This window comes from Flagellimonas algarum (genome assembly GCF_040513375.1).
GTDB lineage: Bacteria > Bacteroidota > Bacteroidia > Flavobacteriales > Flavobacteriaceae > Flagellimonas_B > Flagellimonas_B algarum.
In genome coordinates, this window is record NZ_JBEVTG010000002.1 from 625,836 (window position 1) to 638,523 (window position 12,688).

Below are 12,688 nucleotides of genomic sequence, written 5' to 3' on the forward strand. Positions count from 1 at the left end.
TCACCCGGATTTATGACCAAAGTTTTAATGGTGTGCCTCGGAAACATATGTAGGTCCCCATTGGCGGAGGGTATTTTGAAATCGAAAGTCGATACCACGAAGGTACAGGTCGATTCAGCGGGCACCGCCGGTTACCATGCCGGAAACCCGCCCGACCCCCGGTCGATCGCCACGGCGCTGCAGCACGGAATCGACATTTCGGCCCAGCGCAGTCGCAAGCTACTCGCAAAGGATTTAGAGGAATTCGATCATATCTTCGTCATGGATCGAAGCAATCTGGCCGATACCCAAGCCTTAGCCCATACCAGTGAACAGCGGAACAAGATCAGCTTACTCCTTAATTCCAACCAAAATGGAAGCAAGGAAGTACCCGACCCCTATTACGGTGGGGTATCGGGTTTTGAAAAGGTGTACCACATGATCGACGAGGCCTGTGAATCGATTGCCCGTAAAATTTGAACCCATGGAAGAAAAACCAGGATTAGTCGTCGGCAAACTCTACCTCATCCCAACCGCACTTGGGGACAACGCCCCTTTGGAAGTCCTTCCCATATCCATCAAACGTGCCATTGAAGGCATCGACCACTATATTGTCGAAAACGAGAAAACGGCCCGCAGGTTCATCAAGAAAGTCAGCGCCTCGAAACCCCAACCCGAGCTGGATATCAAGTTATTGAACAAATTCACCGATCCGGCCGAGCTTCCTTCCTATCTCGATCCATGCATCCATGGCCATCCTATTGGACTCATGTCGGAGGCGGGTTGCCCGGGAATTGCCGATCCAGGGGCCGATGTCATCCGTATTGCCCACGAAAAAAGGATACAGGTAGTACCCTTGGTCGGGCCTTCTTCCATCCTAATGGCTATGATGGCCAGCGGCATGAACGGTCAAAATTTTGCTTTTAATGGGTATTTGCCCATTGATACGGTCGATCGTAAAAAAGCCATCAAGCGCTTGGAAAAACTTTCGAAAGAAACAGGGCAATCCCAGATTTTTATGGAAACCCCGTATCGCAACGACAAATTGTTCAATGAACTGAAAAGTAGTCTGCAACCCTATACCCGCCTTTGTGTAGCGACCGATATCACCCAAGTGAGCGAAACCATTGCCAGTAAACCCATTGCCGAATGGAAGCAGATCGAATTGGAACTACATAAGCGACCAACGGTGTTCATCATCCAAGCCTAACACGCTGACCCAAGAAAAGCTTAGACCTTAGGATTGTGGATCGCTTCGATCGTCGAAATATCGTAATTGGAGAATTTTTTCATGTAATACTGGATCGTACTACCATAAGCATCGGCCACATTGGTCTTGCCATAAGAACGCAGGTATTTTTTCACGTTACCAGCGCCGGCCAAATGCGCGGCCGCTACGATGCCCGCTTCGGAAACCTTCACGCCGTTGATCTTCTTACCTACGAATCGTTTGATATCGCGACGCAAAATCCACTTGTTTCGTGAAACGTTCAGTTCAAAGACGCGCTCTTGTAACTGAGCATCAGCTAAAAAATGGTCCGTATCACGAACACCCATCAATCGCAGCGTACCCGCTCCAAATTGATATTTGCCCAAGTAGCCCAACGTATTGACGACCTGATAACGTCCCTGGGACTCCTTAAAGGCCAAGGCCTCTTTGAATCCAATATAATCGTTGGTTAGAAAAATCGAATGGAAATCCGTACGGGCGTCGTTCCGCTGTTCAGGAACCGTGGTAATGGCACCAACGGTATAGTCTACCTTGAATCCTTCTGGAACGGGAATCGGCTTAGAGCGGAATCCCACCGTACTAAAACTTGTCAAAACGGTTAATATGACCAGATGACTTAAAAAACTAATCCACCTTTTCATAAGTTGAAAATTTTAGGGACCGGTTTTAAGGCCGACCCAAATTTCAGCGCGCAAATATAGTGGGGGATTTGTTATTGGTGACTATAAAAATCCTAAGATTTTCATAATTGTATGTAAAAATACGTCAAACGGGGTGAAAAAGAGGATGAATGCACCTTATCGCTTGATTTTCTGCTGATTAAGCCATCGGATGTATGGTACTTTATTTCGGTTGTGCTGCTCATTGGTGGCCGCGAACTTGTGGTAACCAAAGTTGGTTACATCCACAACGAAGTACAAATAATCGTGTTTTTCCGCATTGAGTACCGCATTCAATGAAGAAATATCCGGCATAGTAATCGGCCCAGGGGGAACGCCTTTATACTTATAGGTATTGAAAGGGGAATCGATTTCCAAATCCCGGTACAATACCCTTTTGATAATGGTATCATAATTACCCGTTTCCCTTTTGATCGCAAAGATGACGGTAGGGTCTGCTTGCAACAACATCCCTTTTCGGATGCGGTTCAAATAGACGCCCGCTACCCGTGGGCGCTCATCCACTTTGGCCGTTTCTTTTTGTACGATGGCCGCCAGTGCCGATACTTCAACCGGTGAAAGTCCAGCGCTTTCGGCTTTTTCCTTCCTTTCAGGGTTCCAATACCGTTGGTACTCTTTGAGCATTCTATCGCGAAAACCATCGGCATCGGTATTCCAGAAAAGCTCATAGGTGTTCGGAAGGTACATGGCCAGTTGCGAATCGGTATTAAATCCGTTCGCTTCGAGAAATCCTTCATCGGAAAAGGCACTGACCAAGCTAGAGCTGTCCGCCTCGATTTGAGAGGCAATACGACCGGCAAGATCATAGATATTGGTTTGATTGTTGAACGAAACCTTTACCGGTACGTTGCCGCTTCGAAGTGCGTTCACCAGTTCGTTGTTGTTCATATCCTTCGTGATACGGAATCTCCCTCCTTTGATATTATCGATATATCCTTTACGCTGGGCAACCGCTTCGAAGGTATCCCAATCGGTAATCAGTGGCTCCAATTGTGATTTGACTTCATTGAAATCGGCATCCGAAGGAATAAACAAGAAGGCTTCCTCATTTGAAAACGAGGTATTCGGCGTAAAAATGGCCGAATAGATCTTAAAGGCGATAAAAGCACATACCAGCAAACCCAATAGGGCCGTCGCCCAAACCACGCGTTTTAAATTCATCCGTTTCGAAATTTTTGATACAATAATTCATCCTTGAAACCGGAACCGGACCGGACCCATTCTTTCTTGGTTCCACCATGGGTAAAACCCATTTTTGCGAAGAGATGCAAGCTGCGCTGATTGTCTTCCAAGATATTCGCATAGACCTGGTTCATATCGAGAACTGCAAAGGCATAGTCCGTTACCAAACCGATGGCTTCACCTCCGACTCCCTGGTTCCGTTGGGCTTCTTCCAAAACGACAATTCCCAAGCCGACGCGTTTGTTTCTCGGGTCGAAATCAAAGAGGTCGATCAATCCGATAAGTCCGCTTTCTTTGGTACAAATACCCAAACGCAATTGTTTGACTTCATAGATGTCACGATGGGCATGCTTTAGATACTCTCGCAGCACCCCTTTGGAATATGGGGTCACGGTACCGCTCAATTCCCAAATCGCGGTATCGTTTTCCAGTTGGTACAGGAAATCGAGGTCAGCGGGTTCCAAAGCGCGAAGAAAGCAATATGTTCCGTTCAACAAGGGCATGTGACCTCTCCTTTAAATACGAATTCCGCTTTTCCGATCAAATGCACGTCGGTGTAGACCCCGTTCTTTTTGAGAAAAGTAACTTCCAAATCCCCGCCCTGGGTCGCAATCGCCACCCGATTCGCATCGGTATGGTTGGCGTGGTGCATTGCCAAAGCTACTGCGGTTACCCCCGTTCCGCAAGACAAGGTCTCGTCTTCGACACCCCGTTCATAGGTACGCATGGCGAACGCATCGTCCGATCGGCTTTTGACGAAATTGATATTACTGCCTGCCTTTCCGTACATGCCGTACCGCAATCGGGCTCCCTCTTTTTTCACATCCATGGTTTCGAGGTCCTTGACGAACTGCACATGATGCGGTGAACCGGTATCCAAAAAGAAGCATTTCCCCTTTTGCTTGACTTCAGGAACGTCGATCATCTGCAGGGTGACGGTCCGGTCTGAAATCGAAGCGTGATGCATGCCATCAATGGCCCTGAATCGGGTTTCACCGGAAATGACCCCAAGGTCGTTCGCGAAGGCCACGATACAGCGCCCGCCATTACCACACATCGTACTCTGATGGCCGTCGGAATTGAAATACACCATATGGAAATCGGCCTCTTCATCCGATTCCAAAAGGATCAACCCATCAGCACCGATTCCAAAGCGACGATCGCATAAGGCCTTGACCGTTGCGGTGTCGTCATGGGGAAAGCGCCCATCCCGGTTATCGATCAATATAAAATCGTTCCCCGTACCTTGGTATTTGTAAAATTGGAAGTTTTGCGGCCTTGACATCCGTCAAAGATAGCATATTCTTTAAGGATTCTTTTGCAGTTAAAAACGCGTTAAACTGTTAAAATCAGAATTTTTTTAAGACTACTTTTAGGTAGCTGAATGATAATATAATTGAACTGAATATGAAACGAACAGCAGGCGTATTCGCCGTAGCACTTTTAGCGGGTGCATTCACCCTCGGTGCTTATAAGATCTTCTTCGAGAAAGAGAACATCACCTATGTTCCCCAGCAAGACCAAACCCCTTTCCTAACCGCCAGCAATCGTAGTGCCTCGGCCGCAGGAGCGGGAATCAATGAGATCGATTTTACCTTGGCAGCGGAAAAGACCGTCAACGCCGTGGTACACGTGAAAAATGTGACCAACAGTCGCAGCAGAAATAGTATCGCCGAATTTTTCTATGGATCCGAAGGTAGTCAGCGGCCCCAAATCGGAACGGGGTCTGGGGTAATCATTTCCCCTGATGGCTTCATCGTGACCAACAACCACGTCATTGCCAAGGCGAACAGTCTTGAAGTGACCTTGAACAACAATAAGAGTTATGACGCCGAAGTGGTCGGGGCCGATCCGACCTCCGACATCGCCCTATTGAAAATCGATGTGGACGGCGCCCTCCCCTATTTGGCCTTTGGGGATTCGGACAATGCCCGCATCGGGGAATGGGTCTTGGCCGTCGGCAACCCGTTCAATCTCACCTCAACGGTGACCGCCGGAATCGTCAGTGCCAAGGCGCGTTCGATATCTCCGGGTCGCAACCAATCGTTCATCCAGACCGATGCAGCTGTCAATCCTGGAAACAGTGGCGGTGCCTTGGTCAATACCAATGGGGATCTGATCGGAATCAATACGGCCATCACCTCACAGACCGGCTCCTATGTCGGATACTCCTTCGCGGTACCAAGTAATATTGCCAAGAAAGTAGTCGATGACCTGCTTGAATTCGGGAACGTTCAAAAAGGGATTTTGGGTATCTCAGCGGCCAATACCAGCTCTCGGGAAGCCAAAGAATTGGGCCTTGATGAAATCGAAGGGGTCTATGTGGCTGCCGTTGAAGAGGGCTCAGGTGCCGATGACGCCGGATTATTGGAAGGGGATATCATCAAACAGATCGATAATATCAGTGTCAGGAAATTCTCGGAACTGACCGGTTACCTCTCTTCGAAACGACCCGGCAACCAAGTGGACGTAAGTGTAGAAAGAGATGGGAAACGCCTTGTTTTTCCAGTCGTGTTGAGAAAGACACAAAGTTTGGAAGTCCCGAACATGAACCTTTGGGTCAAGAACCTGACCAAAGAAGATCAAAAGGATTTTGGGATCGATGAAGGGGTCAAGATCATAGCGGTACCGGAGATTTACCGTTCTTATGGGATGGTCGGTAAGGTCATCGTTGCCGTTGACGGAAAGGAAATCGAGAACATCGACGATGCCAATGAGGTGTTTTCGAAAATTTCGAGATACGACACGACCAGTATTACAACGATCGACAAAAACGGCGAGAAGGAACGCCTCATTTTCCAGTAAGGAATACCAAAAGGAAACAACGCCCCACAACGGGGCGTTTTTTTATAGCAAACCTTTTACGAAAACGTTTGAAATATCTAATTTTGCGCAAAATTTTAAACAACCTGCAACCCAGTTATGAGCGATACCAACGCCTACGAAAAAGAACTTGCTTTTCAAGCTGACCGAAGAAAAGCCACGACCGAATTCATCAAGATCATCAGCGACTTGTGGTACGACAAAGCCATCGAAGTGGTCTTGTTCAAAAACCAAGTCATCGACCGCAACGTCAGTGACATCATCAATTTGCACGAATACGCCGGCGAGTTCGTCCAAAAACCGATTTCCATTTTCGATTCCGTTGAAATCCTAAGGGCGGTGAACGATATCAACCTGCCCCCCGCGAAACTTGATATCGGAAAACTGACCTACGAATACCATTCGCAGGATAGTGGTCATCTGAATGTCAAGGCCTTCGTTCTAGACAAGCTGAAAGACGCCCAGACCACCAAATCGATCAAACCCAAGGACGTAGTACTCTATGGCTTCGGTCGTATCGGTCGCCTCCTGGCCCGTGAACTCATGGCCAAAACCGGAAAGGGCAACCAGTTGCGACTGCGAGCGGTCGTTACCCGTGGGGCGATAACCGCTGAAATCCTTGAAAAAAGGGCCGCCTTGTTGCGCACCGATTCCGTTCATGGGCAATTCAGCGGAACGGTCGAAATCGATACCGCGAACAATGCCTTGCAGATCAACGGGACCACGGTTTATTTCATCAGTGCCGATCAACCTGAAGACATCGATTATACCCAATATGGCATCTTGAACGCCTTGATCATCGATAATACCGGGGCATTTCGTGATAAGAACGCCTTATCACGCCACTTGGTGGCCAAAGGGGCAAGCCGGGTATTATTGACCGCACCGGGTAAGGAAGTACCGAATATCGTACATGGGGTCAACCACTCGGAATACAATCCGGATAAAACGAAAATATTTTCGGCCGCTTCCTGCACGACCAATGCCATAACTCCGGTATTGAAGGTTATCGACGATTCGTTGGGCATCAACAAAGGCCATTTGGAGACCATCCATGCCTACACCAACGATCAGAATTTGGTCGATAACATGCATAAGAAATACCGCCGTGGCCGAGCGGCCGGTTTGAACATGGTCATCACTGAAACCGGTGCGGGCAAAGCCGTTGCAAAGGCCCTTCCGGCCTTAGACGGAAAGTTGACCTCGAACGCCATTCGAGTGCCCGTGCCCAACGGCTCCTTGGCGATCTTGAACTTGGAAGTCGAGAACAAAACCTCGATCGAAGCGGTGAATACCATTTTGAAAAAGTATGCCTTAGAGGGCGATTTGGTCGAACAGATCAAGTATTCCTTGAGTAACGAACTGGTTTCTTCGGATATCGTAGGGGCTTCGGCACCCTCTATTTACGATAGTAAGGCCACCATTGTATCCGCTGATGGCAAAAACATCGTACTTTATGTATGGTACGACAACGAATATGGATATTCACACCAAGTAATCCGTTTGGCCAAGTATATCGCCAAAGTCAGACGATTCACTTACTATTAGACCGAATTTCGGTATTGACTTTGGTGGTTTCCAATATTGGTTTAATTTCGTCCTACCCTAAGTCAAGTAGTTAAGAATTATACCTATGAAGAAAGCACTGCTGTTTTTTACAGTTTGTCTTGGTGTTTTGGTATCGACCAACGCACAAGAGAACACCACCGATCAGAAAGACACCACCATTAAAGGCCAGTTTGAGGAACTGATCCGAAAATCGGGCAATTACCGGCAAGACGGACGACGCTATGAAGTCGTTCGTTTGATAGAATTGAACGCCCTGCAACAAAGTATTTCGGATTCGGTGGGCACGGCCAATAAAACCATTGGTGAACTGAAAGCCACCATTGCCGAAAATGAGACCGCCCTAAGTTCGTTGAACGCCAAACTCAGTGAAACGACCACGAATCTCAATCAGTTGACCCAAGAAAAGGACAGCATGTCTTTTTTCGGGGCCATGGTGTCGAAAGGGACCTATAAACTCATCGTATGGGGCATCATCTTCGCACTTCTGATTTCGTTGGTGTTGTTCATTTACAAATTCAGGAACAGCAATTACCTGACCAAACAAGCCAAGTTGGCCTTGAATGATCTGGAGGAGGAATTCGAACAACATCGAAGAAGGGCTTTGGAGCGCGAGCAAAAAGTCAGCCGACAGTTGCAAGACGAATTGAACAAGAACAAAAAAGGCGCTTGACCCCATGGCTTCGATCCGTGTCGCCCGGGCCGGCCTTTCCGATTTGGATGCATTGGCGACCCTTTTCGATGCCTACCGGGTATTCTATGGGCAACCCAAAGACTTCGTCGCGGCCAAGGCCTTCATAAACGACCGATTGTCAAAAGAAGACGCGGTCATCTTCATGGCATGGTCAGGCAAAACGGCGGTGGGATTTACCCAATTGTACCCCACTTTTTCTTCGGTTTCGATGCAAGCCTTTTACATCTTGAACGATCTTTTCGTGCATCCTGACCATCGAAAAAAAGGAATCGGTGCCCTCTTGTTGGAAGCGGCACAGGCTTTCACCTCCCAAAACGGCATGAAAGGATTGGCCTTGGAAACCGCGAATGACAATCCCGCCCAAAAATTGTACGAACGGTTGGGGTGGAAAAAGGATACCGAATTCCTTCACTACTTCTGGACCGCGACCAAAACCTGAGAAACCCGTACTTTTGGCCTCAAATTGAGAGCGTATGCGCATTGACATCATCACCGTCTTGCCCGAATTGTTACGAAGTCCGTTTGAAGCGTCCATTTTAAAACGGGCCATCGACAAGGGGTTGGTCTCGGTGCACTTACACGACCTCAGAACCTTTGGGATCGGCAACTACAAACAGGTCGACGATTACCAATTCGGCGGGGGTGCGGGTATGGTGCTCATGGCCGAACCCATCGATAGGTGCATCACCCAACTGCAAGACGCGCGTGATTATGATGAAATCATTTACATGACCCCCGATGGGGAGCGCTTCGACCAAGGGATCGCGAATGCCTTGTCGTTAAAGGAAAACCTGATCGTGCTCTGCGGACATTACAAAGGGGTCGACCAACGCGTTAGGGACCGTTGGGTGACTCGGGAGCTTTCTATCGGCGATTACGTATTATCAGGCGGCGAACTAGCCGCGGCTGTGGTTTCGGATGCCTTAATCCGTTTGCTTCCGGGAGTGCTGAACGATGAAACCTCGGCGCTGACCGACACCTTCCAAGACGGCTTATTGGCCCCACCGGTCTATACACGGCCAGCGGAATACAAAGGCATGTCGGTACCCGAGGTGTTGACCAGTGGAAATTTCGCCAAGATCGAAGCTTGGCGCGAAGAACAGGCCCTGAAACGCACTGAGGAACGCCGACCTGATCTTTTGGATGGCCCGAATCCACCAAAAAAATGAGCTACACTGTTGCGCATCCGAAAATAAGCACTAATTTTGCAATCCGTTAGGATAAACCTCTGGTGATGGTCACGAATGTTTGTTCCGACATCATCCATAAAATGAGACCATGGAATCGTTGATCAGTTTTGTAGAAAACGAATTTGTACCAAAAAAAGAATTTCCGGATTTTTCTTCCGGTGACACCGTGACGGTGTATTACGAAATCAAGGAAGGTGAAAAAACCCGTACCCAGTTCTTTAAAGGCGTTGTGATCCAACGTAGGGGAAGCGGAGCCACCGAAACCTTTACCATCAGGAAAATGTCGGGTACCGTAGGCGTTGAGCGTATTTTCCCGATCAACATGCCGGCCTTGCAGAAAATCGAGGTCAATAAGAAAGGAAAGGTCCGCAGGGCCCGTATCTTCTACTTTAGAAAATTGACCGGTAAGAAAGCTCGTATCAAAGAGGTACGCTCCTAAGCCGGAACACATACCAATGAAAAGCCTGCCTTGTGCAGGCTTTTTTCGTTATCAACAATTGTTAATAACCCCAGTTTATAAGTTGTTGATTTTAAAAGGGTTAGAAATTGCCGTTCGTAAGCAAATTATGCTACTTTTATCAAAGAACAAATGAGGAAGTGCAAACGGAATCAGCGTTCTTTTAAAGTTGACGTTCTTTAAAATGTAGTTCACTTATTTTTAGTTGGTAACACTACTAATCAAAAATAAAAAATGGGAACGGAGGAATACCTCGGTAATCCGAAGGGACCATAACCGCTTCGTGTGCGGATCGAAGAGCGATTTTCGATTCTGACGAAACGAAAGAACGACAAATAGGGCCTGCGAATTGTTTAGTTGAAAAATTAAAAAGGAACAGAATCCCAAACGTTGTAACCTGCGATGGATAAGGTTTCGGCCGAGATGAGTGGCAACACCCATTTGAAGTCCATGCAAGGTTTCTCAAAAGCCATATCACTGTACTCGTACGATGATATGGCTTTTATCTTTTTGATTCTTTCCAAAAAGCAAGCTCCCAGAGAGACTTCCCCATTGTAATGTATTATATTTGCACGGCAAAAAACAATCCCATTTTCAATGGCAAAGATCCTGTATACCAAAACCGATGAAGCCCCAGCATTGGCCACACAATCATTCCTTCCGATAGTCCAAGCGTTTACGAAGACCGCCGACATCACCATTACCACAAAAGATATTTCGCTCGCAGGCAGGATCATTGCGGCTTTTCCCGATTACCTCGAAGAAGGACAACGCATCAGCGACGATTTGGCCGAATTGGGGGCCCTAGCGAAAACCCCAGAAGCCAACATCATCAAATTGCCGAATATCAGTGCCTCCATTCCACAGTTGACCGAGGCCATCGAGGAATTGCAACAGAAGGGATACGCCCTACCCGACTACCCGGCATCCCCACAAAACGACGAAGAGCGCAATATCAAATCGCGCTATGACAAAATCAAAGGAAGTGCGGTTAATCCCGTTCTAAGAGAGGGTAATTCCGATCGTAGGGCCCCAAAAGCAGTAAAAAACTATGCCAAAAAGAACCCACATAGCATGGGCGCTTGGCATTCCGATTCCAAAACCCATGTGGCTACCATGGGATCGGGTGATTTCCGTTCCAATGAGAAATCGACCACGGTTCAGGGGGCCAGGGAAGTAAAGATCGTCTTGAATACCGATTCAGGTCAGACGACGCTAAAGGACAAAGTGGTTTTGCAAGATCAGGAAATCATCGATGCCACGGTGATGGACAAAAACGCCCTGATCGCATTTTTGAAAAAGGAAATCGCGGCTGCGAAATCCGAAGGCTTGTTGCTATCATTGCATTTGAAGGCCACTATGATGAAGGTATCGGACCCCATCATTTTCGGACACGTAATGACCGTGTATTTCGAAGCGGTTTTCGAGCAATATGCGGCGACTTTCGCCAAATTGGGTATCAGTCCGAACAACGGATTGGAGAGCCTTCTAGACACCTTAGCAGAAACCGATGATGCGGAAGCGCAAGAGATCCGTTCGGCGATACATCAGGCTATCGCCGATGGACCCGACTTGGCCATGGTGAATTCGGACAAAGGCATTACCAACCTTCATGTACCCAGTGATGTGATCATCGATGCCTCCATGCCCGCCATGATCCGGAATTCAGGGAAAATGTGGGATGCCCAAGGCAAGCAACGCGACACCAAAGCCTTGATTCCGGATAGCAGCTATGCCGGAATCTATCAAGCCACAATCGACTTTTGTAAAACACATGGGGCTTTTGACCCAACGACAATGGGGACCGTTCCCAATATTGGCTTAATGGCCCAAAAAGCGGAAGAATACGGCTCACACGATAAAACCTTTGAAATCGCCGAAAGCGGAACCGTCGAGGTTGTAGATGCCAAGACGGGTGATGTCTTATTGCAACACCCTGTTGCTACAGGGGATATTTGGCGCATGTGCCAGGTCAAGGATGCCCCGATCCGCGATTGGGTCAAATTGGCCGTATCACGTGCTAGGGCGACACAGACCCCAGCTGTCTTTTGGTTGGATAAGGCCCGTGCCCACGATGCGGAACTTATCGAAAAAGTGACGGCTTACCTTCCCGAGCATGACACCACAGGGCTCGATATCCGTATCCTATCCCCAATGGAGGCCACGGCCTTCACCTTAGAAAGAATGAAGGGTGGGCAAGACACCATTTCGGTTTCAGGCAACGTCCTTCGCGATTACTTGACCGACCTCTTCCCTATTTTGGAAGTTGGAACCAGTGCGAAAATGTTGTCTATCGTTCCCTTGATGAACGGAGGTGGTCTTTTCGAAACCGGTGCCGGTGGATCCGCACCAAAACACGTCGAGCAGTTTTTGGAAGAAGGCCATTTGCGTTGGGATTCCCTGGGGGAATTCTTGGCGCTGGGCGTTTCTTTGGAGCATTTCGGGGAAACCAATGCCAATGACAAAGCCAAGGTATTGGGTGAGGCCCTGGACAAGGCCACCGAACGCTTCTTGGACAATGACCGTTCACCATCACGAAAGGTCAACGAATTGGATACCCGCGGCAGCCACTTTTACCTCGCCATGTATTGGGCACAAGAATTGGCTGAACAACAGGCGAATCCGGCCTTGAAGGCTGTTTTCGGCGAAGTGGCCAAACAACTGGATGCCGAAACGCCCACCATTTTGAAAGAACTGTTGGATGCGCAGGGGCATACGATCGATATCGGAGGGTATTATCTACCGGACCCGGCAATGGCCAGCAAGGCCATGCGCCCTAGTGCGAGCTTCAATCGCATTTTGGACGGTATTTCGTAATTCAATTCCCTTTACGTAGATGGCGTGTTTTCTTCCCCTAACGGGAACTACATCGTTATACCTCTAAAA

14 protein-coding genes are annotated in these 12,688 nt (G+C 48.2%); 10 read left to right on the top strand and 4 right to left on the bottom strand.

From position 1 onward, the window contains the following. Nucleotides 1-12 precede the first annotated feature (12 nt). Nucleotides 13-459, top strand: coding sequence for a low molecular weight protein-tyrosine-phosphatase (locus tag ABV409_RS10105; RefSeq protein WP_353877466.1), 447 nt, complete (start codon nucleotides 13-15; stop codon nucleotides 457-459). Between the two features lie 4 nt (nucleotides 460-463). Beyond that, nucleotides 464-1,189: an SAM-dependent methyltransferase gene (locus ABV409_RS10110; protein WP_353877467.1), complete on the top strand. Its 726-nt coding sequence runs from the start codon at nucleotides 464-466 to the stop codon at nucleotides 1,187-1,189. Nucleotides 1,190-1,209: 20 nt separating this feature from the next. Here the strand turns inward: ABV409_RS10110 and ABV409_RS10115 are convergent, their stop codons facing one another. The 4 genes from ABV409_RS10115 to dapF form a co-directional block, all read right to left on the bottom strand. Then, nucleotides 1,210-1,851 (bottom strand): hypothetical protein, encoded by a 642-nt coding sequence (locus tag ABV409_RS10115; protein ID WP_353877468.1) that lies wholly within the window; start codon nucleotides 1,849-1,851, stop codon nucleotides 1,210-1,212. A gap of 156 nt (nucleotides 1,852-2,007) precedes the next feature. Then, nucleotides 2,008-3,051, bottom strand: coding sequence for an endolytic transglycosylase MltG (gene mltG / locus ABV409_RS10120; protein ID WP_353877469.1), 1,044 nt, complete (start codon nucleotides 3,049-3,051; stop codon nucleotides 2,008-2,010). Beyond that, a complete protein-coding gene (locus ABV409_RS10125) occupies nucleotides 3,048-3,575 on the bottom strand; it encodes a GNAT family N-acetyltransferase (RefSeq protein ID WP_353877470.1) in 528 nt (175 codons plus the stop codon). Before ABV409_RS10125 ends, mltG begins: the two co-directional genes overlap by 4 nt. Next, entirely contained in the window at nucleotides 3,563-4,357 is a 795-nt protein-coding gene (gene dapF / locus ABV409_RS10130; protein ID WP_353877471.1) for a diaminopimelate epimerase, read from the bottom strand. The genes ABV409_RS10125 and dapF overlap by 13 nt, the downstream gene beginning before the upstream one ends. 122 nt (nucleotides 4,358-4,479) lie before the next feature. On the opposite strand from dapF, the gene ABV409_RS10135 reads away from it, so the two are divergent. The 8 genes from ABV409_RS10135 to ABV409_RS10170 all read left to right on the top strand — a co-directional run bounded on the left by ABV409_RS10135 (nucleotide 4,480) and on the right by ABV409_RS10170 (nucleotide 12,619). After that, a complete protein-coding gene (locus tag ABV409_RS10135) occupies nucleotides 4,480-5,877 on the top strand; it encodes a S1C family serine protease (protein WP_353877472.1) in 1,398 nt (465 codons plus the stop codon). Nucleotides 5,878-5,994: 117 nt separating this feature from the next. Then, nucleotides 5,995-7,443, top strand: a complete 1,449-nt coding sequence (locus ABV409_RS10140; RefSeq protein WP_353877473.1) for a glyceraldehyde-3-phosphate dehydrogenase — start codon at nucleotides 5,995-5,997, stop codon at nucleotides 7,441-7,443. 85 nt (nucleotides 7,444-7,528) lie between these two features. Beyond that, complete coding sequence (locus ABV409_RS10145) at nucleotides 7,529-8,134, top strand: tRNA (guanine-N1)-methyltransferase (RefSeq protein WP_353877474.1); 606 nt, start codon at nucleotides 7,529-7,531, stop codon at nucleotides 8,132-8,134. Nucleotides 8,135-8,138: 4 nt separating this feature from the next. Further along, nucleotides 8,139-8,594, top strand: a complete 456-nt coding sequence (locus tag ABV409_RS10150) for a GNAT family N-acetyltransferase (RefSeq protein ID WP_353877475.1) — start codon at nucleotides 8,139-8,141, stop codon at nucleotides 8,592-8,594. A gap of 34 nt (nucleotides 8,595-8,628) precedes the next feature. Beyond that, nucleotides 8,629-9,324 (top strand): tRNA (guanosine(37)-N1)-methyltransferase TrmD, encoded by a 696-nt coding sequence (gene trmD / locus ABV409_RS10155; RefSeq protein ID WP_353877476.1) that lies wholly within the window; start codon nucleotides 8,629-8,631, stop codon nucleotides 9,322-9,324. Nucleotides 9,325-9,433: 109 nt separating this feature from the next. Continuing rightward, nucleotides 9,434-9,784, top strand: coding sequence for a 50S ribosomal protein L19 (gene rplS / locus ABV409_RS10160; RefSeq protein ID WP_353877477.1), 351 nt, complete (start codon nucleotides 9,434-9,436; stop codon nucleotides 9,782-9,784). Nucleotides 9,785-10,204: 420 nt separating this feature from the next. Beyond that, entirely contained in the window at nucleotides 10,205-10,360 is a 156-nt protein-coding gene (locus tag ABV409_RS10165) for a hypothetical protein (protein ID WP_353877478.1), read from the top strand. A gap of 39 nt (nucleotides 10,361-10,399) precedes the next feature. Then, on the top strand, nucleotides 10,400-12,619 hold the full coding sequence (locus ABV409_RS10170; RefSeq protein ID WP_353877479.1) for an NADP-dependent isocitrate dehydrogenase: 2,220 nt from the start codon (nucleotides 10,400-10,402) through the stop codon (nucleotides 12,617-12,619). The last annotated feature ends 69 nt before the right edge of the window (nucleotides 12,620-12,688 follow it).

Bases quoted from the DNA above. Each gene is read 5' to 3' on its own strand.
- mltG (WP_353877469.1), bottom strand. From the start codon at position 3,051: ATGAATTTAAAACGCGTGGTTTGGGCGACGGCCCTATTGGGTTTGCTG.
- ABV409_RS10140 (WP_353877473.1), top strand. From the start codon at position 5,995: ATGAGCGATACCAACGCCTACGAAAAAGAACTTGCTTTTCAAGCTGAC.
- dapF (WP_353877471.1), bottom strand. From the start codon at position 4,357: ATGTCAAGGCCGCAAAACTTCCAATTTTACAAATACCAAGGTACGGGG.
- ABV409_RS10125 (WP_353877470.1), bottom strand. From the start codon at position 3,575: ATGCCCTTGTTGAACGGAACATATTGCTTTCTTCGCGCTTTGGAACCC.
- rplS (WP_353877477.1), top strand. From the start codon at position 9,434: ATGGAATCGTTGATCAGTTTTGTAGAAAACGAATTTGTACCAAAAAAA.
- ABV409_RS10105 (WP_353877466.1), top strand. From the start codon at position 13: ATGACCAAAGTTTTAATGGTGTGCCTCGGAAACATATGTAGGTCCCCA.
- ABV409_RS10165 (WP_353877478.1), top strand. From the start codon at position 10,205: ATGGATAAGGTTTCGGCCGAGATGAGTGGCAACACCCATTTGAAGTCC.
- ABV409_RS10170 (WP_353877479.1), top strand. From the start codon at position 10,400: ATGGCAAAGATCCTGTATACCAAAACCGATGAAGCCCCAGCATTGGCC.
- ABV409_RS10145 (WP_353877474.1), top strand. From the start codon at position 7,529: ATGAAGAAAGCACTGCTGTTTTTTACAGTTTGTCTTGGTGTTTTGGTA.
- ABV409_RS10110 (WP_353877467.1), top strand. From the start codon at position 464: ATGGAAGAAAAACCAGGATTAGTCGTCGGCAAACTCTACCTCATCCCA.
- ABV409_RS10135 (WP_353877472.1), top strand. From the start codon at position 4,480: ATGAAACGAACAGCAGGCGTATTCGCCGTAGCACTTTTAGCGGGTGCA.
- ABV409_RS10115 (WP_353877468.1), bottom strand. From the start codon at position 1,851: ATGAAAAGGTGGATTAGTTTTTTAAGTCATCTGGTCATATTAACCGTT.
- trmD (WP_353877476.1), top strand. From the start codon at position 8,629: ATGCGCATTGACATCATCACCGTCTTGCCCGAATTGTTACGAAGTCCG.
- ABV409_RS10150 (WP_353877475.1), top strand. From the start codon at position 8,139: ATGGCTTCGATCCGTGTCGCCCGGGCCGGCCTTTCCGATTTGGATGCA.